General features: G+C 40.5%; 18 protein-coding genes and 1 pseudogene. 8 read left to right on the top strand and 11 right to left on the bottom strand.

All coding sequences use genetic code 11. The annotated features are described in order from the left end of the window. Position 1 precedes the first annotated feature (1 nt). The 3 genes from pelF (at position 2) to galE (ending at position 3,980) form a co-directional block, all read left to right on the top strand. Positions 2–1,438, top strand: a complete 1,437-nt coding sequence (pelF, locus tag LC036_RS14550) for a GT4 family glycosyltransferase PelF (protein WP_226584142.1) — start codon at positions 2–4, stop codon at positions 1,436–1,438. Then, entirely contained in the window at positions 1,413–2,888 is a 1,476-nt protein-coding gene (gene pelG, locus LC036_RS14545) for an exopolysaccharide Pel transporter PelG (protein WP_226584139.1), read from the top strand. Before pelF ends, pelG begins: the two co-directional genes overlap by 26 nt. An 81-nt stretch (positions 2,889–2,969) precedes the next feature. Further along, on the top strand, positions 2,970–3,980 hold the full coding sequence (galE, locus tag LC036_RS14540; protein WP_226584136.1) for a UDP-glucose 4-epimerase GalE: 1,011 nt from the start codon (positions 2,970–2,972) through the stop codon (positions 3,978–3,980). 262 nt (positions 3,981–4,242) lie between these two features. Here galE and LC036_RS14535 read toward each other — a convergent pair whose 3' ends face one another. The 9 genes from LC036_RS14535 to LC036_RS14500 form a co-directional block, all read right to left on the bottom strand. Next, complete coding sequence (locus tag LC036_RS14535; RefSeq protein ID WP_226584133.1) at positions 4,243–5,055, bottom strand: GNAT family N-acetyltransferase; 813 nt, start codon at positions 5,053–5,055, stop codon at positions 4,243–4,245. A 224-nt stretch (positions 5,056–5,279) separates the two neighbouring features. Further along, positions 5,280–5,798 (bottom strand): DUF1456 family protein, encoded by a 519-nt coding sequence (locus LC036_RS14530; RefSeq protein WP_226584130.1) that lies wholly within the window; start codon positions 5,796–5,798, stop codon positions 5,280–5,282. A 265-nt stretch (positions 5,799–6,063) separates the two neighbouring features. Then, entirely contained in the window at positions 6,064–6,453 is a 390-nt protein-coding gene (locus LC036_RS14525) for a YbaN family protein (protein ID WP_226584120.1), read from the bottom strand. A gap of 11 nt (positions 6,454–6,464) precedes the next feature. Beyond that, positions 6,465–6,587 carry a hypothetical protein gene (locus tag LC036_RS18510; protein WP_264188385.1) on the bottom strand — a complete coding sequence of 41 codons (123 nt, stop codon included), beginning with the start codon at positions 6,585–6,587 and terminating at the stop codon, positions 6,465–6,467. A 65-nt stretch (positions 6,588–6,652) separates the two neighbouring features. Beyond that, positions 6,653–7,612 carry an ATP-dependent 6-phosphofructokinase gene (locus LC036_RS14520; protein ID WP_226585202.1) on the bottom strand — a complete coding sequence of 320 codons (960 nt, stop codon included), beginning with the start codon at positions 7,610–7,612 and terminating at the stop codon, positions 6,653–6,655. A gap of 114 nt (positions 7,613–7,726) precedes the next feature. Further along, positions 7,727–8,908, bottom strand: coding sequence for an alanyl-tRNA editing protein (locus tag LC036_RS14515; RefSeq protein ID WP_226584116.1), 1,182 nt, complete (start codon positions 8,906–8,908; stop codon positions 7,727–7,729). Between the two features lie 178 nt (positions 8,909–9,086). After that, positions 9,087–9,752 carry a cupin domain-containing protein gene (locus LC036_RS14510; protein WP_413229973.1) on the bottom strand — a complete coding sequence of 222 codons (666 nt, stop codon included), beginning with the start codon at positions 9,750–9,752 and terminating at the stop codon, positions 9,087–9,089. Between the two features lie 346 nt (positions 9,753–10,098). Further along, the gene (locus LC036_RS14505) at positions 10,099–12,234 is read right to left on the bottom strand and encodes a type IA DNA topoisomerase (protein WP_226584111.1); all 2,136 of its coding nucleotides are present in this window, start codon (positions 12,232–12,234) and stop codon (positions 10,099–10,101) included. A gap of 219 nt (positions 12,235–12,453) precedes the next feature. Beyond that, positions 12,454–13,257, bottom strand: coding sequence for a hypothetical protein (locus LC036_RS14500; protein ID WP_226584094.1), 804 nt, complete (start codon positions 13,255–13,257; stop codon positions 12,454–12,456). Between the two features lie 222 nt (positions 13,258–13,479). Here LC036_RS14500 and LC036_RS14495 point away from each other — a divergent pair, with 222 nt between their 5' ends. Further along, positions 13,480–13,827: a hypothetical protein gene (locus tag LC036_RS14495; RefSeq protein WP_226584092.1), complete on the top strand. Its 348-nt coding sequence runs from the start codon at positions 13,480–13,482 to the stop codon at positions 13,825–13,827. 1 nt (position 13,828) lies between these two features. Here the strand turns inward: LC036_RS14495 and LC036_RS18590 are convergent, their stop codons facing one another. Then, a complete protein-coding gene (locus LC036_RS18590; protein WP_319004481.1) occupies positions 13,829–15,856 on the bottom strand; it encodes a LuxR C-terminal-related transcriptional regulator in 2,028 nt (675 codons plus the stop codon). Between the two features lie 325 nt (positions 15,857–16,181). Between LC036_RS18590 and LC036_RS14485 the strand changes: the two genes are divergently transcribed. Further along, on the top strand, positions 16,182–18,278 hold the full coding sequence (locus LC036_RS14485) for a transglycosylase domain-containing protein (protein WP_413229915.1): 2,097 nt from the start codon (positions 16,182–16,184) through the stop codon (positions 18,276–18,278). Between the two features lie 160 nt (positions 18,279–18,438). Here LC036_RS14485 and LC036_RS14480 read toward each other — a convergent pair whose 3' ends face one another. After that, positions 18,439–19,068 (bottom strand): 2OG-Fe(II) oxygenase, encoded by a 630-nt coding sequence (locus tag LC036_RS14480; RefSeq protein WP_226585200.1) that lies wholly within the window; start codon positions 19,066–19,068, stop codon positions 18,439–18,441. A gap of 366 nt (positions 19,069–19,434) precedes the next feature. On the opposite strand from LC036_RS14480, the gene LC036_RS14475 reads away from it, so the two are divergent. The 3 genes and pseudogenes from LC036_RS14475 to LC036_RS14465 form a co-directional block, all read left to right on the top strand. Further along, a complete protein-coding gene (locus LC036_RS14475) occupies positions 19,435–20,115 on the top strand; it encodes a bacteriorhodopsin (protein ID WP_226584087.1) in 681 nt (226 codons plus the stop codon). Positions 20,116–20,505: 390 nt separating this feature from the next. After that, positions 20,506–21,834 carry a hypothetical protein gene (locus tag LC036_RS14470; protein WP_319004480.1) on the top strand — a complete coding sequence of 443 codons (1,329 nt, stop codon included), beginning with the start codon at positions 20,506–20,508 and terminating at the stop codon, positions 21,832–21,834. 373 nt (positions 21,835–22,207) lie between these two features. Then, a pseudogene (locus tag LC036_RS14465) lies at positions 22,208–23,170 on the top strand (esterase/lipase family protein); the annotation flags it as partial. Positions 23,171–23,388 lie beyond the last annotated feature (218 nt).

Genomic DNA, 23,388 nt, shown 5'->3' with positions numbered 1-23,388 from the left:
AATGAGAATAGGCATTATAGCAGAAGGAAGTTATCCCTATATAAAAGGGGGAGTTTCTAGCTGGGTACAAATGTTGATGAAAAACATGCCTGATGTAGAATTTGAAATCATAGCAATATCCGCAGGGAAATCCAGCTCAGACACTTATAAATATGAACTTCCTGCTAACGTTAAAGGAATTACAAATATTCCATTAAACGGTCTTCAAAAACCTAAATTATATGAAAAGGTTAAGTTATCCGACAAAGAAAAAAGAGAGTTGTTTCATTGGAGTGAATTTAATGATCCATACAATAAAGCACTTCATCTATTTGCGGATCGAAGGAAAATCGGATCTGCTAAAACGTTTTTTAGAAGCTCTGCTTTTTGGAACTTTGTCGTTGACCATTATCAACAAGAAGATAATCAAGATTCATTTATTGATTACCTTATGATGTGGCAATCTATTTTAATGCCTGTCCTGACCTTGCTTCAAAACCAATTTCCGAATGTTGACTTAGTTCATTCAATTTCTACCGGGTACGCGGGACAAGTGGGAGCGTACATGAAAGAAACACAAAACATTCCTTTCATCATAACAGAACATGGCATGTACGCTCGTGAACGAGAGGAAGAAATTATACAAACCAAGGGAATACCGAGTCAATTTAAACAGAAATGGATTAATTTCTTCTATCATGTTTCTAATCAGGCTTACCAGCAGGCAGATGATATTATTACATTATTTCAAAGCAATAGCAACTTTCAAAAAAGGTCAGGGGCGCCAAAGGAAAGATTAAGGGTTATTCCAAATGGGATAGAACTTGAAAAATTCACAAACGCCCCAATGTTAAACAAGGTAAACGAAAAGTTTAAAATAGGTGCAATCGTTAGAGTTGTTCCTATCAAAGATATTAAGACTATGATCCACGCTGCTTACTATTTAAAGAAATATGGAGTTCCTTTTGAACTAACCATTATGGGTCCTGTAAGCGAGGATCCAAAGTATGCAAAGGAATGTGATGAGTTGATAAAATCGTTGAACCTTACGCAGGAAGTTCTTCTATCAGGAGAAGTAAATGTTCTTGAGTATCTACCTCGCTTTGATGTTTGTGTATTAAGTAGTATATCAGAAGGACAGCCTTTAGCTATATTAGAAGGGATGGCCGCCGGAATTCCCTGGGTGACTACCAACGTGGGTGCTTGTTCTGAATTAATTAAAGGAGGGATAGGTGATTCACTTGGGGACGCTGGTTTTGTTATCCCTCCAGTAAATCCAGAAGCCATGGCTCTTAAGTGCAAATGGCTATATGAACATCCTACAAAAAGAAAGGAAATGGGCTCAAATGGAAAGAAACGTGTGAAAGAATTTTATCAATTAACACAAGTCATCCAACACTATTCCACTTTGTACCAAGAAAGGAGTGCTATGTATGGCGGGGATAGGGTTTCACCTTAAGAAACTTTTAGAAGAGGATTACCTTTCGTCAAAAATTCAAGCGTACAGTTTTGCTTGTCTTGTTACATCAGGGCCATGGCTGATTGTCACAACTACAATTTTTTTGATTCATTGGCTGGCTGGGTACATGCAGTCATATACCCCTGGTCAAATAGAACTTTTCACCTTTGCTGTTTCCTATTGCTTTATTTTCTCGCAAATTAGTTTTGGTACCCACCAATTTGTTGTCACCAGGTATGTAGCTGATTTGATTTATAAAGAAGAGCGAGAGGATATTTTCCCTGCCTTCTTAGGTGTTAGTAAAACTATAACCATCATTAGCTTTATGATGTGGTTCGTGTTTTGCATCATTTCTCCCTTATCACTTCTATTTAAAGGGACTTTATTCATATTGTTTGGATCGATTAATCTAATCTGGGTGCTTTCCCTTTTCTTAACAGCTGCAAAGAACTATAAAATCATAAGTACTGCCTATCTGGCGGGTGGAGTTTCAGCCTTTGTCTTCAATTACATTTCAAGCACGCCTATTTTTGAGAACTTCTATAATCCTAACTCTTACGCTTTGATCTTACTGATCGGCTTTACCTTGGGAATGGTTATTACCCTTTTTATTCTTTTTCATACACTTATCCAAACGTTCCCAACAACATCCATTACCCATCAATTTAACTATCTCTCTTACTTTGGACACCACCCCTCTATGTTTATTGTTGGTTTATTTTACAATTTAGGAATTTGGATTTCCAGCTTTATTATCTGGTTCGGTGCAGGATCCAGGGTTATAGAACAATCTTTCCTCATTCATCCAGAGTATGATACAGCATTGTTTTGGAGCTTCCTGACCATCATCCCTGCCATCGTCCTATTTGTAGTATCGTTAGAAACAAAATTTTACAAACAATACCTTTCTTTTTATGACTATATAAATAAAGGAGGGACATTAACAGAAATCAATAATCAGAAAAAAAAGATGTTCCAAACATTGAGTAAGGACATAGAAAACTTGATTAAATCTCAAGCCATTTTCACTATTCTAATCCTCATTATGTCTGGATACTTATTTAACTTAATGGGCATCAATCAACGAATTTTATCTATCTTCAGGTTCACTACTCTAGGTGCTTTTTCTACCGTGATGTTCATGATTTTTTTATTGATGCTTCTTTATTTTGAAAATAGAAAAGGAGCTATGTACTGTACACTTTTTTTCTTCGCGGTTAACGGATCTACAACACTATTGTTGCTCCCATATAATTATAAGGCTTACGGGATCAGCTTTGCTATCGGGTCCGCCATTTCTTTCATATATACTGCCGTCACTTTAATACGCTATTTACAAAATATAGAATTCCATGCATTCCTAGGACAAGGAACCATGCCATTTAAAGAAAGGAAGAGATTGCAAAAAGCAATTAGATGGTTGAATAAAATTCAAATCTCAACAAAATAAATGGTAATCATTTATTTTAATTGATTTCACGAATTGGATAGGTAGGAGAAGAATCTTATTTATTCGGGGAGGATCTCTTTTATGAACATTCTAGTAACCGGAGGGGCAGGATATATAGGCTCTCATACATGCGTATCTTTGCTTGATAAAGGACATAAGGTAATAATTGCTGATAACTTTTACAATAGTAGAAAATCGACGGTAAAATTATTAAGACAAATCACTAGTAAAGAAATACCGCTTTATCAGGTTGATGTGACTAACCAATCAGCTGTAAACAAAATATTTAGCGAGCATCAAATAGATGGCGTTATTCATTTCGCTGGTTATAAAGCAGTTGGAGAATCATTAGAAGTCCCTTTAACTTACTATTGGAATAACATTATCAGCACACTTGTTCTTGCAAAAGCATCTAGAAAGTATGATGTAAATCGGTTTGTTTTCAGTTCATCGGCAACCGTTTATGGTGACAATGAAGTTCCTTTTGTAGAAACCATGAATCCTTTACCAACAACCAATCCTTACGGAGAAACTAAAGCTATGTGTGAGAGGATTCTTCTTGATTTTTCAAGAGCAAACCCCAAACTTTCCGTTGCTCTACTTAGATACTTTAATCCCGTTGGCGCTCATGAGAGTGGTTTAATTGGTGAAAAACCTGACGGTGTTCCCAATAACCTAATGCCATATATTACTCAAGTTGTTAAAGGAAAGCTTGAGAAATTAAAAATTTTCGGAAATGACTATCCAACTAAAGATGCTACAGGAGTAAGAGATTATATCCATGTCGTTGATCTAGCAGAAGGGCATGTTTCAGCAATCGACCACATCCAAAAAGGAGCTCATGTTTATAACTTAGGAACAGGCCGGGGAACCAGTGTACTGGAGCTAGTGAAAGCTTTTGAAAAAGCTAATGGAATCAAAGTTCCATATGAATTTGTTAGTCGTAGGCCTGGAGATATTGCAATCTGCTATGCTGATGCGTCAAAAGCCAAGAGAGAATTTGGCTGGACAGCCAAACGTGACGTCATTGATATGTGCCGCGATGCGTGGAATTTCGAGAACCAATCAAAAAGTTTAGTAGAATATAAATAATAGGATTACCCGTCAAGTTCATGAAGATGAATTGACGAGTTTACTTTTAGGTTCGCTATAGAATTCACCCCACAAACGACGGCCTAAGAAAAGAGATCGGTTGTATATTATTTTTAATAGAAACTCAATTCATCAGTTATACCAAACAGAACATCAAGTCATAAGTTAATGTGAAGACTTTTTATAAAAGACCACCTTCATAGGTGCAGTACTAAACCTATGAAGGTGGTTTTAATTATTCTTAAGTATTAGTTTTTTATGCCTAAGCCTTTCCTCCGCCTTCCAGACGAAGAACACGGCACTGCTCACGGAATCCCATTCGCTGATAAACCTTTTCTCCCTGATCAGACGATTGTAGAACTGCATATTGATAGCCCCGTTTTTTTGCATCCATAAGCGGATAAGCAGTAATAAGCCTGCCATAACCCTTTCTGCAGTGATCAGACCTGGTCCCAACATTATATATCCCGGCGACTCCGGCGCTGTAATAAACCACTGAAATACAAACAGGCTTTCCATACTCATATCCAATATAAGATACTAAGTCTTCATTAAAACCAGCATGGATTACTAACTCGTAAAAACTGTTACCAGCTATGTCAGGCAGTTGATAAATTTCCTGAAATAAATCTGCAAACAACCGCGCTTCCACTTTTGATTCCACTTCCTTAATCTTAAGATTATTCAAATCTTCCTGCTGAACTTGATCAAGTGGAATGGCCATAGCTGGATAATCAGAGGAATAACGAAAGCCCTCCCCCTTCAATATATCCTCCATATTGGATGGTGAGATGGATGGCCATACCTCCCAAAACAAGGCGCTCTTTTTACCTTGGTAAAATCGGCATCCCCGTTTAATCATTTGAGCCAGGTTGTCCTTCCTTTCCTCTGTTTTTATGATACGGTTTACAACACCTGCTGGTAACTCCGGACAATAAAGGCCTTCAACACCTTCCTCCTTGTAGTAATGAATGTCTTCACTGTGCTCACTTGTTAACTTGAAATAATCCATTAAATTCCTTTGATTGGCTCTGATCAGTTCATCATCCGTCGCGTTTTCCAGGATAACTGACATAAAGAACCTCCTATTTATTGGTTTCTCTGCATCAAAAAAAGTGCTTATGCTACAAATACCAGGTCTTTTTGTATATATCCTTCTTTTCTCAATAAGTCTATTTCCATAGGTTTCTATATATCCCTGGAAATCCATGTGTTCCAAATCCCCATTCCTGTCATGAACCAAAAAAAGCCTGACCCTCAACACTCAAAAAGAGCATTGGAAGTCAGGCATCGGCCTTACTATCCTCTATATTTAATTGTCAGTCCCTTTAAGAAATTTCTCGCATACTTATCTCCGCACTCTTTATAATTTTTGTGCCCTTCTTTTCTTAAGATCGCGCTTAATTCCCCTTTGGTTATTGTGACACCTGCTGCATCTAAAATATCAATGACATCTTCGTTCTTCAGCTTCAGTGCTATTTTAACCTTTTTTAACATGACGTTATTTACGCTTGAGTAATTCTTGATGGAACGGTCAGGTTTATCAGGCTGACCGGGTTTCGTTTCCTGCGGTCCCCGCTCGAAAGTAATCAAGCCATTCAAGAAAGACTCTAACATGCTGTTTGTGCATTTAATATGTTCCTCATCTTCGAAGTCTTCATCGTCATATTCATCATAACTGTCCTCTGATTTTGTCAGCACTTTTTGTACTTCTTCTTTAGTCAGATCAACGCCGCCCAGTTCAAAGATTTTGACCATATCTTGATCTTTAATATCAAGCGCATATCTTAATCGAATCAATATATCATTATTATCCATTTCTAATCCTCCAATGGTATTACCTGTTCACACAGCCAGAATGTAAAGAGCAGTCCGCGAGGTGTGAACATATCATTATAACAAAACACTCTACCCTTAATCATAACACGATTAGATACAGGTTATCCCTCACTCAACCGAAAAATTCCAAGTGAACCCTTTTATTTGGAATTAGTTAGATACCGATTTCATATAAGCTCCCTTATCCATAAATGACATTCTATGAAAAAACAGCACCAACGTTTAACAACGCCTGAAGCCAGGATTATGCCTCTTCCTTATCAGGTTTATAAGTTTTGGAGAGAAAGATTACCACAGTAAAAAAGCATCCGCCAAAGATAAAGCCGAATTTCATAAACCAGTTGGGGGCGATATAAAACGCCGAAAATAAAAAAGATCCCCAGATCATAACGAGCATCGATATTTTCGCTTTAAACGGGATGCCCCGACCTGCTTTATAATTTTGAATGTAGGTTCCAAACCATTTATTTGTCATCAGCCAGTTATACAAACGATCAGAACTTCGCACGTAACACGCAGCTGTTAACAGTAGAAAAGGTGTCGTCGGAATAAGAGGAAGTACAATTCCCAACACACCGAGACCTAAAGATACACTTCCAATTACGATTAACAGTATTCGCTTTACTTGTTCCATGAGTAAACTCCCTAACGCATAGTTTTTTCATTTATTCCCATATCCATTAAACACTCTACTACCATCGTAACTTTATCCGGCGGGATTTTTCCATCATTTTTAACCTGTAAATCTTTCCACGATGTTTCCAACAACAAAAAAGGATCAGCTTTTCATTCAGCTGATCCCTTTGTGCTTCTATATGAAAGGTACTTTGCTCTTAAATCGAAAGTCTGCCAGACAAGTCGTACAGGTTTTCATCAATTTGAGATTTTTGTGAGAAAAGCTCATTGAAAGGCTGACTGACTGGCTGTTGATTTTCAACCTTCACCAGTTTCCCTGACTCGTCATTCAACAGCAGCTCAACCGCGTAAGCACCTAAACGACTGGCAAGAATACGGTCTCTTGCTGTAGGAGCGCCGCCACGCTGTGTATGTCCCAACACGGTTAGGCGAGATTCAATCCCTGCTTCTTCTTTAAGTCTGACGTTGAGATCGTTCCCACTTACACTCCCTTCTGCTACCACAATCATGCTGTACCTCATAGCGCCCGAAGGTCCCTTTTTCATCTTATCGACGATGTCCTCAATATCTTCTTTCTTTTCTGGAATTAAAATATTTTCAGCGCCCCCTGCAAGACCAGAGGATAATGCCAGGTTTCCAGTATCTTTCCCCATAACTTCAATAATTGATGATTTTTCATGGGAGGATGCAGTATCGCGAATTCGATCGATGTAATCCATAACCGTATTTAAAGCCGTATCGAAACCGACCGCCTCATCCACGCCCGGGATATCATTATCAATGGTGGCAGGAATGCCGATACACGGCAAACCCTTCTCCGCAAGGGATGCTGTGACTCTTAAGGCCTCTTTCCCTCCAATGACAACAAGGGAATCGATTCCATGTTTCTGCAGATTTTCGATGGCTTTCTCCTGTCCAGCTTCGGTAACAATTTCTTCAGATGTGTAGGCTTGAAGAATCGTTCCTCCTTTTTGGAGAATAGAACCAACGGATGCGGCATCCATTTTCTCCATTGTTTCATTTAATAGGCCATGGAACCCGTACTTGATTCCAATCACTTCAATGCCCTCATAGATGCCAGACCGTACGACTGAGCGTATGGCTGCATTCATCCCCGGTGCATCTTTTCCACTCGTTAAAACACCAATTCTATGCATCATGATCACTCACTTTCTTCTACTGTTTGTATTCTATAGGCAGCCCTTGACTTCCTCAAGCAGGCAGACTCGTCCATTAGGCTGTTTTAACAAGGTTGACGCCCTATGAAATACTCACAGGACGTTCTTTACTCGATCAGCAAAAACATCTGCATGGATGTTTTTTTTGCCGCCCCCTTGGACAAAGTTCGGTTTGCCGCCCCCTTTTCCTTCAATAAGAGGAAGGACTTGTTTAGCCACTTCATTCATATTACGATCAATGTCTGATCCATGAGCGAGTACGAACTGCAGTTGATCTTTCTGTTCACTAATAAGAATGAGATAAGCATGAGGTGCTTCCTCCATAATGGATTTACCCAGCGATTGGAGCATTTTGATGGAACGGCCTTCATAAATGCGTTGAATGACACGATTATCCTGTGACTCAGAAACGATATCACGCGCCTCATACTGTAGGAGTTGTTCTTCAAGATCCGCCATTTTCTTATCTTTTTTCCTGCTGGAGCGGATCAGCTCGTTCACTTCCTCTACCAGCTCCCCTTCTGGCTTAGGAACGATCTGTTTCATTTCGGTTAGTATTCGATGCTTCTGTCCAAGCATATCCAACACCCGGTAACCGCAGGCGAACTCTAAGCGTACTTGCTTCTTGTTTTTTGTCCAACCCAGGAACTTAACAGCCATGACTTCACCTGTAGAGGAAGGATGCGTGCCTCCACATCCGTTGTAATCAACATTCGGAATGATCACAAGGCGTACCTCACCATTAACAGCCAGCGGTTTACGAAGCGGATACTCTGCCGCCTCTTCCACCGACATCCATTTTGTTTCGACAGGGTGATTCCTTCGAATAATCTGGTTCACCTGCTGTTCAACTTGCTGTAATAAGTCGTCATCGAGTGCTTCTGCATTTAAATCAATCGTTACCGTCTTTTTTCCTAAATGAAAGCTGGTAGTCGGAATATTGAACTGGTCGTCAAAAACAGCTGATATGATATGCTGGCCGCAGTGCTGCTGCATATGATCGATCCGACGATCTTGATTAATGCTTCCTTGTACATATTCTGTGTCGGAATCCAGCTTTTCTTCCGTATAATGACGTACTTCACCGTCTACTTCTTCGACATCAATCACTTCGATTTCATTCAATGTTCCTGTATCGTGTGGCTGCCCGCCACCCGTGGGATAAAACGCGGTTTCTTTAAGAATGACATAATAACCACGTTCATCTTGATCTACTCTCATTACTTGGGACTCAAACTCCATTTTATATGGATCTATGTAGTACAGCTTTCTCATGGTTATGAGTTTCCTCCTTTATTTTCCTAGAGCTATCGTAACATGTTTTGATTAAAGGAAGGATACTCCCTGTTTCTTCTATATAGAAAAGTAACCAAAGTGCCTGAGTCCCACCGGATGAATAGGTGTAGGTCAGGCACTTAACTTCTACAGAGTCTTCACCATTTGTTTTAAACCATTACATATTTTTACTTTGTTGAAGGAGTTTTGATTTCCCTGTACGTTCCCATTCTTCTACTGTTTCATATGCCTTTTCAGGAGTATATCCTTTCCCTACAAGCAATCCCATCAGGATAAATTCTTGGAGGATATGCGTCGCATTTATCCCTCTTTTCACATCTTCCAACCCTTCGTTAACCAGAAATTCCGTGTACTGCACCCATTCGTCTGGTGTCTTACCGAAAACAAGGTTGTTTCCATTTCCCTTCCCGCCGCCTTCCTCGGCAGTCACTGCATCGGCTTTGGTAACATGAACAGTTCCGAATGGATGATTGGGAGGAGCGTAGATCGAATACAGCTTAAGCGGTGTATTTCCTGTATTGGTTACATTATGCCATGTTCCAGCAGGTATCATGATGGCGTAATCATCATATACATCTCTTTCGAAATTTAAGTTATTTTTACTCTCTCCCATTTGAACAATTCCCTGCCCCTGTTCAATACGTAAAAACTGATCGACATCTGGATGTACTTCCAAACCAATATCTTCGCCAACATTAATACTCATTAAGGTAACTTGTAAGTTTGATCCTGTCCATAAAGCCGTCCGATACGTATCGTTCTGCTTCGTCGCTTGATTAATATCTATAACAAATGGATTGGATCCGTAATCCTTTACCATCATCCTGTAATAATCATTAAATCCATTTTGCTGATTCAGATTAGGCCAGTAACCAGCAGGATTTCTATAGCCGTACATCGGCATATTTACATAATAAGGATATTGAACATAGGGCCTGACGTACATTTTCTCAAATCCCTTCCTATTGTTTGAATTATCCTATGTATTGAAGGGAAAGAGTGTACTTGAGGAAAGTTCACCTGTGAGTGTCACCTTTGTGCAGGTAAGCTTCTTTTTAACCATTTTTAGAGAAGGGGGTGTGATGTAATAATATTAAAAATACCCGGACCCGTCGTGCTCATTTTATAACACGCCGGCCGGGGACTCATGTAAACCATACATTTTCACTTTAAGCTTTCTTTTTAAAATCGAACTTAATTTTATAATCTTCATCCAGTGTTAAAGCGGTACTGAACGTTTTCTTTCCTTTAAATCCTTTCAGCACCTTCGTCCGCTTCTTTTCACACAAAGTTTTAATCATATTCTGCGTTAACGTCTTCCCGGCCAGTCTTTTCGGAAATGTTACGCTGCACCCGTCTTTGTAGGCAGAACACGCATAAAACTTGTATCGATCAATAATTTCCCCCGCAGCACAAGCCGGACATTTAGCAATCGGTTCATTCCACTTCTTCTTCTCGCCGGTGCTTTTCACGTGGACTTGTTCAATCGAGCCCGGGGTTTCTTGAATCAGCTTTTCAATAAATTGACCGGTCTGCTTGAGAAACACCTGTTTAGAGCCTTCGCCATTTCCAATTTTCTTTAAATACGCTTCCCATTTCGCCGTAAGGGAGGGACTTGATAAGAGCGTACCTTCAATAGCTTCACAAAGCATAATGCCTTTATCGGTCACAGACACGTTGTTCTTTTTCACTTCAATATATTTCTGTGCTTTAATCGTTTCAATAATACTGGAACGGGTGGCCTCTGTCCCGAGGCCTTCGACCTCTTTCAAGATTTCCACGTCTTCTTCATCATCCATGAGCTTCCCGCATGTCTTCATCATATTAATCAGCTGCCCTTCCGTATATGGCTTTGGCGGCTGTGTCATGCTTTCTTTAATATGAAGCTTCGCTCCTACCTCTTCCCCTTTTTGAACATCGGGAAGTAAAGGTTCTTTCTCTCCACCAGCCTTAGACGGCTTCGGGAACAGCTCTTTCCAGCCTCTGCTCACCTCACGTTTTCCCGTTGATTTAAACGGTAAGTCCTGGACGTGTGTGAAAATCGTCGTCTCTTCATAAATGTAGTCCGTATGGAACATCGCCAGAGTTGTGGCCAGAACCTCACGATAAATATTTTGTTCATCCCGGCTTAAGCCACTCAGTTTCTTTTGACTGGGAACCGATTTTGTTGGAATGATGGCATAGTGTTCCTGAACTTTACGACTATCGACATAACGTTTATTAGGCTTCAATGATATTGGTGTGAACGAGACGTTCATCGCTTCCTGATAAGCATTCAAATTCTTCACTAAATAAGCAAATTCATTATCAGTAATAAAGTTACAGTCTGTTCGAGGGTAGGTGACGAGACGCTTCTCATAAAGTTTCTGCATCGTCTTCAGCACCTGCGATGGGGTATATTTCCATCGTCTGTTCGCAACACTTTGCAAGGTAGACAGCGAGTGCAGCTTTGGTGACTTTTGATACCTTGTCTTTTTGTCGACCTTCTGAACCACCCCTTTATGAGCTTCGTTTTCCTTCAGCCCATACTGGTCCATAAGCGTCTGCACTTTAGATTTGTCCTTTTCTTTTATCTTCGCTAATCCTTTATACGTGCCTTGTTCTGATTGAAACAGTCCCTCGATTTGATAGAAAGGTTCAGATACAAAGTTCTCAATTTCTTTATGCCTTTGATAAATCAAGTACACTGTCGGCGACTGTACGCGACCAATGGACAGGTGGCTTGAGAAACCTTTCTTCTGCAAAAGAAGTGTAAACAGACGACTGGCATTGATTCCTACCAGCCAGTCACTAATCTGCCGTGCTTTTGCTTCGTCAAATAAACGCAGGTCTTTTTCGTTATCTTGTAAATGCTTAAACCCTTTACGCACTTCATCTTTCTCAAGAGAATTAATCCATAACCGCCGGACCGGCTTTCCCTTTACGCCGGTTAAGCGCAAAATGCTGTAAAAGATATTCGAACCTTCCCGGTCGACATCGGCTGCATTCACGATCACATCCGCCTGCTGAAACAGCCGTTTCACCGCCTGAAACTGCTCCCACTTTCCTTTTGAAACTTTCTCAAGGAACCTTTCAGGAACAATCGGCAGTTGATCAAGCTTCCACCGCTTCCACTCCGGTTTATAGTCATGAGGTTCTTTTAATTCCACCAGGTGTCCGACTCCCCACGTAATGGTCGCACCATTTGGGAATGTGTCATCCGGTTTTAATAGTATGTGAGTTTTCGTTTTTTCCTGAATCGTAAAAGCCTCTGCATATGCTTTTGCCTGAGAGGGTTTTTCGGCTAAGATGACCACTTTCTTCATGGTCTCCCCACTCCCTTCATTGAATCCCAAGATTACTATGGGATGAAAAGGAAAGCAAGGGTTTTGGGAGGGAATTCATAGAGAGATATAAACACCTAAAGGAACGTAAGCCTGCTTCTAAAACCCCCAAATATAGATAAGTAAAACACCTCCATGTGGCGGAAGCGCGCCACATGGAGGTGCTGGAACCATGATATTTATCCAGACCATACAGCATAGTTAGTCTCTCAGCTTTAAATCAAGCACTTCGAAAGTTGATTCCACTCCATCCGTTTGAACCGTCCAGCTCGTTAATAGTTGGAAGTTTCCAAAATTGCCAACCTCCCAAGTAGACGGTTCCCCTTCGGTCTCCACGTCATAAGTGTATGTTTCTACTTCCACATCCCCGATCTTCTTCCGCCCTTCCCCCTTTTTCGTAACATCCACATTAGGAAACGATTGTTCTTCCATTAATATACTCGTAACGTCTCTACTCTCCATAAAGTTGAAAGGCATGAGAAGCATCATAACATATGATTGACCTGGTGCTTTCACTAGTTCGTTTTCCATTTTCTCACCATTTGAAATTAACTGTTCCGCTTCTCCATCTTGATTAATCCACAACTCAATATTTTCACCAGGCTCTCCGCTATCTTTCATATTCATTTTGACGTGGTCCGTTTGCTTTCCATTTATCTGCTCTTCCCCCATCCACTCCATAGTAATGATGGTTGTTTCGCCACTCACACCAAAGGAGTAAGAAAGAACGGAGAAATGATCGACCATATCAGAAAAACCCTGAATCACCTGTAACTGACTGACATCCCATTCCTCTTCCATCGTGCTCTTTTCTTCCCCAGGTTCTGCGCTTTCACTAACTTCAGACTCATTTTTTCCTTTAAGATTTTCTTCCTCAATCACTTGTTCAACGTCTGTTTCTTTTTCACTTTCTGTGCTGCCGGCATCCTGGCTGCTGCAGCCTGTCGAAATCCAGAGCAAAACCATCACGTATAAGAATAACTTCCTGCCTATTGAACCCTTCAAAGCATTTCCTCCCTTAGGTGGTTTCGTTGCCTTATGGGTACCCTTTCGTATCAATCGTATCAACTGTTCGAAAAGGAAAAAACTATACCCGGGTATAGTTTTTTCAAGTGGACAATTGGACTTCCTATCTTTTTGAAGACTATACCTAGGTATAATTTAAACAATCAGCAGGAGTCCGTATCATTAGGTTCAATAAAAATCATTCTTACAAGGAGTGTTCCTATGGATTCACAAGTAAAAGAAAAAGAAAAATCCGCGGACATCGAGCAGAATAAGGTGGTTGGAATCTTATCGTACATTATTTTCTTTCTCCCTCTTTTAATTGCAAAGGAATCTAAGTTTGCCATGTATCATGCAAATCAAGGGCTGCTTTTGCTTTTACTCGCCATAGCCATCAATGCCATCGGTACAATTGTCCCTATTCTTGGCTGGTTGATTGTTTTACCGGTAGGAAACCTGCTGTTATTAGCGCTTTTCATCATCGGATTGATCAACAGTTCAAAAGGCGAGATGAAACCTCTTCCGCTCATAGGAAAATACACCATTATAAAACTTCCTGAATCCAATTGATTTAAGAGGAAATCCCGGATATTCGCTTCATTAATTGTGTACGATTTCTCACATCAAATTTCTTTAAGATTTTGCTTACGTGCTTCTTAACTGTGACTTCGGTAATGTAGAGTTCTTTTGATATGGCTTTATTCGAGTACTCATCATGGATGTATTGGAGAATTTCTTGTTCACGCTTCGTCAGTCCATGCCGGGCGGCCACTCGACGAATATATCCATCTTGTGGTGAAAATTGTTTTAAGTATTCCGTTAACCGTGAGCCCCTTACATCGAGAAGGTACGTAGGAGAAGGACGATTCGCTCCAAAGTCATAATGAGTAGCTTCAGGGACCTCTTCAAATCCAAAGGCCAGGATCAATTTACGAAAAAAAGGGATAGGGGTGGAAGTAATGATCCGCCCTCCAGACAAAAGCAGAGGAAATAAGTTGTACAATAAAAAAGACCTTGTGTGGGAATCTTCAGCATCCAGGCAGTCCAGCATCCTTATAAAAAAACCAGAACAAGTATCTCTTGGAGCCCGGTACGTTTTCTCCTCTTTTTCAGTCAATTGACTGAAATAAGCTCTGGAAACGGGCTCTTTTTTTAAATGCTCCAACGTAAACGAGTGAATAGGGACAATGATTGAAATTCCGATGGTGTCTCCATCATGATTTTTCACTAGTTTACACACGTTATAACCAAGCTTTTCTACATAACCGGCGTCAATCAGTTCATTTTCTCTTTGATTGTGTTCTGCCGATACAAAATATTTGTACGTTTGGTCTGACTGGCGATGATAATAATGAGCAATGCTTTCTTCTGTCTGCTTCCTTCTTTTTTCAAAATACGCCTCCACTTCATGAAAATTGTGTGGCCCCACGTGTTCTATATATTTTTTTGTATCCAAATGACCTTGAAAAAACGAGGATTGAATTACATCTTCACCAATATGGTAAAAATATTCCGCAATATCTTTTGCTGTCGTCTGATTGGTATTGATTTTATGAAGGTAGTAAGAGGCGCATCTCTGTTTTAAAGACTGATAGTGGTCAGGAGTTCGTTGTTGTAAATTCACGAGGATGGCGGATCTGATAAGGTCATGCATGCCCCATCCATTCGTCGACTGATTCACAAATGAAAGAGAAGTAAGTTGTGTAAATAATGTTGTACTAATGTCCCGATTCAAGACATAAGCCAATGTTCCCTGGTTGAAATGACGTTGGATGGCTGCGGCTTCTACTAATTCTTGAAGCTGCGGATCCGTTACTTCCTTTAACCATTTAGTGGTAAGGTACGAGAGAATTTGATGTTTATCTTCTGGTAGATCCTCTTCCCCGTCTTGATTCCCTGTCATGGTAGAGAGATAAACAGTAAGTGGATGCCCCATTGTAAACTGCCAATATTCTTGAAGTGCTGATTCATTTCTAATTCCAGACTTATATAGGTACGAACGCGTTTGTTCGTAATTAAAGCCTTTAAGTAACTTTTGAGTCAACAGGGATCTCCACGCTGGAGAATCCATCCATCCTGAAGTAAGTGGGTAACGGCCTGCTAATAGGACTGAGGTGGAGTGAGGCAGATTTCTAAGAAAGAATTCTCGGAACCAACGCTCCAAAGGTCCCATTTTTTCAAACGTATCTATCGCCAGAACAAGATGATACTGCTGAGAGGCTTTTCCCAAGGCATGAATGCATTGATTGAGGCTTGTATTAGAAGCATCTCCAATTAGATCGATATCCAATTTTGAGTGCAGTACATAGAGAATCTGCTCAACAAAATGAGCCGGACTCCCCGCGAAATCTTCGCTATCGACCATTAAGTAAACAAAGCCATTCATGTCTTCTGTTACCCTCTGAAAAGCATGAAGCAAATAAGTTTTCCCTATTCCTCCTGTACCATAGAAATGTAATATCTTCTTATTTCCATAAAGAAAATCCCGAAAGAATTCTAATTCTTTTTGACGACCAACAAACTGATCATCTTCCAGGCTCATTAAAACAGAAGCCCACTTTTCCTGCTGGAACGCTCTCGTTGAATTAGATATCCCCATACTTCTCCTCCTTTATATGTCTAGACATAAAGGCCGGTACAATTAAATAATTGAGTAAATGGTATGAAGTGAATTTCTTTTGAAATAGGTAGATATAACGAGAATGCCTTATCTATTAAATTACCAGTATTTATGATATTAATCCAGAGCTTATTCTATTTCTTATACTTTTGTAAGGCATAACATATTAAAATATACGCAAAGGTCTCCTATAAACAAGAAGTCCTTAACGAAGAAGCCCACCTAATGTCGTATTGACTTATCCTTGAGCCTATAGAACAATATACACTTCACTAGTTATACTTGAAGATTGAGGCGGGGAAATGTGAAAAGAAACAAGAAAAGACATCAGAAGAATTCAACCCAGGGGTTTCGGCATGCTGTTTCCTATAATAGCTGGGTAAAAAAATTATTATTGTTGGGGCTTCTCCTGGCTTCCGCCGGGATTCTTATCATGAACGTATTGATTTGGAAAAGCGACGTCAGTCAATTAAGAACACCAGCTCCTAAACCAACGATTATCTATGGTCAAAATGGTGAAATGGCCTCCAAAATAGCTCAGTCATCGATCGAAGGAGTGAGTTTGGAGAAAATACCAGATCACACGATACAAGCTGTAATTTCTACAGAAGATCAGAATTTTTATAAGCATAACGGACTGAACTACTTCGGCATTGGCCGTGCTTTGTTTCAAAATATCGCAAGTGGTGAAGTAGTCGCCGGTGGCAGTACCATTACACAACAGCTGGCCAAAAATGTATTTTTAACACAGGATCGGACACTATCGCGGAAGTTTAGAGAAATGACAATTACTAAGAAAATCGAACGATCCTATTCAAAAGATGAAATTCTAGAGCGTTATTTAAATCACATTTATTACGGGGAAGGTGCCTGGGGGATCCAAAAAGCTTCAAAAACCTACTTTGGGAAAGATGTTAGTGAATTGACTTTAAATGAGTCCGCCCTATTAGCAGGGTTAATTAAAGCCCCTTCTGTCCTTTCCCCTGTTAAGAATATGGATCAATCAATTGAACGTAGAAACCTGGTCCTCTCTTTAATGGTAGAGGAAGGCTACATTACCGAGGATGAGTTCAAACATGCGAAAAATGAGCGGGTCGTACTTGATCGTACAGATTCGAAGGATACCTATAAAGGGAACTATCCTTATTATGTAGATCACGTCATTGATGAAGCTATTAACAAGTATGACTTAACTGAAAATGAAGTTTTATCTGGTGGTCTTAAAATTTATACGGAGTTAAACCCGACGATTCAACAATCCATGGAAGAAGTATTCAAAGACGACAGCATGTTCCCAGAAAGCCAGCCGGATCAGATGGTTCAAAGCGGCGGTGTTTTCATCAACCCTTCTACAGGTGGAGTTAATGCCCTTGTTGGCGGCAGAGGTGAGCATACCTATCGGGGATTCAATCGTGCCACACAATTAATACGTCAGCCAGGTTCTACTATGAAGCCTTTAGCCGTATATACTCCGGCTCTGGAACAAGGCTATGATATTTTCGATCCTTTAAAAGATCAACCGATCAATATTGATGGGTATCAACCTCAAAATTATGACCATCAATACCGCGGACAGACGACGATGTATGAAGCTCTTATTCACTCCTATAATGTCCCTGCCGTCTGGTTACTAAATCAAATGGGCGTTCAATATGGGATCGATGCTTTAGAACGCTTCGACATCCCCTTGGAAGAAGAAGATCATCACCCCGGCATAGCCCTTGGCGGAATGACAAAAGGGACTTCTCCACTCACTATGGCACAGGCTTACTCCACATTCCCAAACAATGGGCAGATGGTAGAAGCACATTCCATTGTTAAGATTGAAGACTCTAACGGAGAAATCTTAGGGGAGTGGAAAGACAATGCCACTCAAGTTATGGAGCCGGAAACCGCTCAGAAAATCACCTATATGTTAAAAGGTGTGGTTGAGGAAGGAACCGGGACAGGCGCACAAGTCAATGGGTTTGAAGTTGCAGGGAAAACCGGCACAACGGAAGTACCTCTTTCTACTGGAAATCGAGGAAAAGACCATTGGTTCGTTGGATATACCGCCGGACTCACAGGAGCTGTATGGCTTGGTTATGACCAAACAGATGAAGAGCATTACTTGTCCTCCTCCAGCAGTAAGACAGCGACGAAAGTATTTGCGGCGATCCTATCGAAGTCCACATCTCAACTAAAAAAAAAGACATTGGACTTACCATTGGCCGCTAAATTGGATAAGGATAAGGATAAGAAAGAAGAACGGAAAAAGGAAGAAGAAGAAAAAGCTGAAAAATCAAAGAAGAAAGAAAGAAAAAAGCAGAAAGAGGATAAAAAGAAGAAAGACAAGAAGAAAAAGCGAGATGAAAAGGACAAGAAAAAAGAAAAAGCTGAAGATAAGAAGCACAAGGATTGATAGGTGATGCTTCACCTCAATCCAGCATCTATCGTCAGCCTTTCACCTATTTATCTTAGTTACACCCCAATCTCCCAGTTATGGATGATCGGGGTGTTTTATTTTTTATGAATGTATTTACTATGAACAGGTTTGCCTTACTACCTTTTATTATTTCCTCTTAACGATACTGTTTTCTACGCACCCACATCGTCGCTGCCCACTTTTCCCCGGATATAACAGGGGAACCACCATGTAGTGTCCGTTCATTAACGACCGGGTCGGAATAAAAATACTCAAAATAGACAGCCATGCCTTGATGAGGGCAGATTGATAGGTTCATATGTGGAAAGTAGGTTTCCCCACCCTCTTCTACATCATTTAAATATAGGACAAGCGTGCTGATCCTGGGGTTATTGGCTGCTTTCACCTTGGATCGGAAATAATCGTAGTGGGCTTTATATTCCTGGCCTGGTTTATAATTTAGGATGTGAAGACCTTCTCCATGTTCTACAGGGACGTTCATCACTTGAGCGATTCTTCTTTCGACTCTGGTGGTAATGTCATCCTCCGGCAGGAAGGTACTGCTGCTTGTTCTTATATCGCTCACTTCGTGTTTCGACCCAATTTTTGATCGGTTCATCCGATCTTTAGAAAGTCGAATAAGCTCTTTACACTCTGCCTCACTAACTACGTTCCCCAATACAGCAATCTTTGGATCTTCCATTTTAGCGATCACCGATATTTCACGATCTTCCGTTATAATCTTGCTGCCTGTGTGATCAAAAATAGAAGCCTCTTTTACTTGCATGGTCACTTTTCATCAACCTTTTCTAATTTAATAAACCGCTTTCAAAACATCTGTATATCCTTATGAGAAAACAACAGGATTTATCTAATAGTTTATCACCTTCATCCTGTTTTTTCTTTATTTTTCATAAAAATTACAATATTGTTCACAATTGAGATCAGACCTCTTTATTGGGGAAGACCTCTGCAAACCCCTCTCAATTAGGAACATATAAATATCTCCCCTCTTAAACAGGAGAAGTAATCAATGACATGCAGGATTGCACCTATATCAATAACTCTTTCCAGCCCATGACCTCGTCTCTCCTTTTACATTTACCAGTTTTTGGACACACTAGTAGAAGCTAAAAAACGGAGGTGACAGCTCGTGGAAAACTTTTCAACTCTGCATTACTTGTACTCTCTTATCATGCTGGCTGGTGCTTTGTATTTCTATTATTTAAGCCGACGCCCAAAAGGGGTGCCGACCTATGAATACTTCCTCGCCATTACCATTCCATTATGGTCAGGTGCAGCCTATTTAGCGATCGCTTTCGGCCAGGGCGTGCTTAAACAATCTGAGCGCACTGTTTATTTTGCGAGGTATCTTGATTGGGTCGTAACCACTCCGCTTTTATTACTCGCTTTAGGCCTTACAGCTATGATTTATGTAGATAAAAAGAACAAAACATTGCTTGTAACTTTAGTATCTTTGGATGTTTTTATGATTCTGACTGGTTTAATCGCCGATTTTTCCACAGGCTTTATTAAATATATTTGGTACACTCTCGGGGTTATCGCACTCCTGTTGATTTTGTACATCGTTTGGTTCCCATTACGACGGATAGCAGATACCTTCGGCCATAAACTCTCTGTACATTATCGAAGGTGCGCCGCTTACCTCACATGCTTTTGGGTTCTTTATCCGACAGCATGGCTGCTCGGTCCTTCCGGGGTAGGACTTACCCAGGATATGGTCGATGTGGCAGCTTTTATTATTTTACCGATTTTTTCAAAAGTGGGATTCAGCATTTTGGATTTGCATGGGCTGCGCAGATTGTATAAGTAAGGTCATGGTGCCTGTCCTCAGCTCTAGTTAAGGGTTCATGCCCACCTGAATATAAAATCAACATCGCGTGTAAACAGATGCTATTTAAAAAAGGATGCTGCGCAGCATCCTTTTTTAAATCATGTACCCGGTCCTACGTTCCCGCAATGTTCAATCCTATGGCCGAGCTATAGAACAGCCATAGGATTGATAAGTAATAAAGTAAGCGTCCTGAAAGGTCCCATGCACGACTTGAGATAAATGATCTTCCTTATGGTAAGATGTGTAAGGTCAAGACATTGATCCAGGATTGGAGCATCAGCAATGGTACAACTGGCCAAAATAGGCTATACCTTATGTATTAGTTTATATGTCCTCATGCATTTTATTGTTTATTTCATAGGAGGAGAAGTGCTATCAGCTACGCTTTCTTTATTTGGGCTGGCTTCCTTTTTACTTGGATATTTCTTTCTGCCCTTAAAACAGGCAGGGGTATCACTCTTCCTTTTCATAATCGCCTTAATTGTCCACTTTTCAGCAGGCACTTCGCTCATCGAAGGCAGCGTATCTGGATTTACAGTGATGAGCGGACTGATTGCTCTTTTGCTTATTGTTCCGACAATCAGCTGGGTGTTAGAAGAAAAGCCATACATTAAATCAGTCATCAATTTCGCCCAAAAACTGCTCAATACAAGCCGCAAATTTTATTTTGGGATGATGGTAATTACGCAGATTATCTCCTACTTTTTACTATTTGGTTCGATCCCTATGGTTTACGGAATGATTAATGACTTCTTAAGCAATCAAAAAGGAGAAGCTTGGGAGAATTATAAAGGAACGGCCTTACTTCGTGCGTTTTCCTTAACGACGATGTGGGTTGTCAGCATTCCCAGTTTCATTTTTGCCGTCGACGCGCTTGGTGCATCGCTCGGCTTGTCCATCCTTCAGGGGTTTATCATCTCGTTAGCCGGGATTTTCTTATCTGTTCTCTTCTCGCACTTCCAGGAGCGGCATTACGGAATCGACCTTACAGAGGGCATCCAGGAGCAGCTCGCTAAAATTGCTGAAGAAAAGAAACAGGAGACAAAAGGAAATCGAGACGTAGTGGAATTCGCCTTTTTATTCGTTACGTTATTTGGTTCCATTTTTCTTATCAACGCCATCATAGATGTAAAACTATTGAATATAATCCCCATCGTAATTGTTGCCTGGGTGATTTTCTACTTCATCATTCGTAGAAGAAGCAGTGCCATTATAGAGAATGGCAGAACGTACGTAACCAAAAGCATCCCGGGTAAAGCCCAGCAGTTCTCCATTCTGCTGGCAGCCGGCTTTTTAATTAATGCTGTGAATCAGTCGGGATATGGAGAATACATTATCGACGGTCTTTTTTATGTAACCGATGCCGTACCATTTTTAAACTTTTTATGGGTCCTGCCTTTTGTCGTTATTATCTTAGGATTTATTGGACTTGGGCCACTCACAGTCATCGTTCTCGTTTCAGGTATATTACAAGGCGTGGAGCTGCCCTATCCACCAGAAATTGTTGTCCTCGGGATAACATCAGGAAGCGTTATTTCAATCATGCTGTCGCCGCTTATTTTACCTTCAATTATTTTAAGTTCAGTAAATAGGCTCAGCATTATTAAGAACGGCCTGCTGTTCAACTACAAATATGCCCTTGCCTTTTATGTAATGGTGCAGATTTACCTGCAGCTGTTTGTTTTGTTTTTCTTATAAAGAATATCCCTTTTTCAGATCACCTGCCCCGTGAGTGATTACATGCACTTAAGGGGCAGGTTTTATTTGTGGGTGGGCCGTTATGAACGGTTTAAACAGATCTCCTCTACTAAAAACCCCTATTCTATTAAACGAAATTTCTCTCGATTACCCTGCAAATAAAATCATTCCTGAAACATATAGTTAAGTAAGAAAACAAAGAATGTACCCTCTTCTAATAGACCCCACAGCAGCCGTCCATTTTCGAAGTAGCCGGAAGACCGTAATAGGAATCGATAATTATCAAAACACAGGCATTCACAAACAACCGTGCATTTTAAGGTAGGCAGGATGTTGATATTTTCCACTCAGTACCTTTCTAAAGGAGGCATAAATGGTGTTTAAACGTCCGCTAAGAAAAGAGAACCCCCCGGTAGTTTTTGTACCCGGATTATTCGGCTCTATGAGTGATGTCATTATTCCCGGAACAGGTGATTGGCATTTCGGGATTGCAGGCATTGTTTATCAGCCATTTATTGATCTGTTGGAAAGAGAACTCGGATTAATTAAAGGTGAGAACCTTTTCACTGCCTATTACGATTGGCGGAAGCCGATTGACCATTCTGCCAGGCACTATTTATATGAAACGATACAACAGGCAAAGAAAATCACGAAGCAGAAGAAGGTAAATATCATCTGTCACAGCATGGGTGGGCTGGTCAGCAGGGCTTATGTAGAAAGCTCCTACTATAAGAAGGATGTGAATGAAGTCATCATGATGTGTACGCCAAATGCAGGTTCCGCTCCTAATTTCAGCTATTGGACCGGGGGATCCCTCCCTATTCATACAGGCGAAAAGTTCAACTTGGTACGTCTTTACATGGAGGCTTATTTATGGATTCTTTCAAAACTATATCGCACAGATGACATCACAACCATTCATGAACATTTCAGCGGGCTTCATGATATCGTGCCTGGTAAAGCATATGGGGATTATTTGTTACACAAAAGCAGCATTATTAATAGTTATACGTTCCTTTCTTATGAATCAATGAATACAAAAAATCCTCTCATAGATGACCTGAATGAAAAACAAAACAAGCGATCCAAACGAAAGATCAACCTCACCTTAATTGCCGGAATTGGAAAAGAAACCATCAAGTATTTTGAGGTTATCCCCTCTCACTCCAAAAAAGCCTGGATTGATGGAAAGGTAATAAATGCGATAAAAACAGAGGCTGGAGACGGCAATGCAACCTTAGCAAGTGTGTTTGCTATAAACGGAGAGAAGCATGTGGTGAAAGGAAGCCATAATGAGGTTTTATTTAACAGCTTACCCATGATTGCTCAAAAACTGGGAATCGAATATAGGCAACCGAACAACACCTTTCAGCTTGACGAAGACTACTGTCTACTACTCATTCACGGCCGAGGCAGGGTTGAGCTCATTGATAAAGAGACAGGAGATCTAAAAAAAGGAACATTCTCTGATGTCTATTCCATCCGCGTAAACGATTTAACCTGCCTGTTTATCCCGCAGGAAAGACTGACACATGATAAAGTCACCTTTGTGAC

The organism is Halobacillus litoralis (genome assembly GCF_020524025.1).
GTDB lineage: Bacteria > Bacillota > Bacilli > Bacillales > Halobacillaceae > Halobacillus > Halobacillus litoralis_D.
This window is presented reverse-complemented; position numbering and strand designations above follow the sequence as displayed.

What these genes read in the sequence shown, in the direction of transcription:
- pelF (WP_226584142.1), top strand. Translation starts at nt 2, where the DNA reads ATGAGAATAGGCATTATAGCAGAAGGAAGTTATCCCTATATAAAAGGG.
- pelG (WP_226584139.1), top strand. Translation starts at nt 1,413, where the DNA reads ATGGCGGGGATAGGGTTTCACCTTAAGAAACTTTTAGAAGAGGATTAC.
- galE (WP_226584136.1), top strand. Translation starts at nt 2,970, where the DNA reads ATGAACATTCTAGTAACCGGAGGGGCAGGATATATAGGCTCTCATACA.
- LC036_RS14535 (WP_226584133.1), bottom strand. Translation starts at nt 5,055, where the DNA reads ATGTCAGTTATCCTGGAAAACGCGACGGATGATGAACTGATCAGAGCC.
- LC036_RS14530 (WP_226584130.1), bottom strand. Translation starts at nt 5,798, where the DNA reads ATGGATAATAATGATATATTGATTCGATTAAGATATGCGCTTGATATT.
- LC036_RS14525 (WP_226584120.1), bottom strand. Translation starts at nt 6,453, where the DNA reads ATGGAACAAGTAAAGCGAATACTGTTAATCGTAATTGGAAGTGTATCT.
- LC036_RS14520 (WP_226585202.1), bottom strand. Translation starts at nt 7,612, where the DNA reads ATGCATAGAATTGGTGTTTTAACGAGTGGAAAAGATGCACCGGGGATG.
- LC036_RS14515 (WP_226584116.1), bottom strand. Translation starts at nt 8,908, where the DNA reads ATGAGAAAGCTGTACTACATAGATCCATATAAAATGGAGTTTGAGTCC.
- LC036_RS14510 (WP_413229973.1), bottom strand. Translation starts at nt 9,752, where the DNA reads ATGATGGTAAAGGATTACGGATCCAATCCATTTGTTATAGATATTAAT.
- LC036_RS14505 (WP_226584111.1), bottom strand. Translation starts at nt 12,234, where the DNA reads ATGAAGAAAGTGGTCATCTTAGCCGAAAAACCCTCTCAGGCAAAAGCA.
- LC036_RS14495 (WP_226584092.1), top strand. Translation starts at nt 13,480, where the DNA reads ATGGATTCACAAGTAAAAGAAAAAGAAAAATCCGCGGACATCGAGCAG.
- LC036_RS18590 (WP_319004481.1), bottom strand. Translation starts at nt 15,856, where the DNA reads ATGGGGATATCTAATTCAACGAGAGCGTTCCAGCAGGAAAAGTGGGCT.
- LC036_RS14480 (WP_226585200.1), bottom strand. Translation starts at nt 19,068, where the DNA reads ATGCAAGTAAAAGAGGCTTCTATTTTTGATCACACAGGCAGCAAGATT.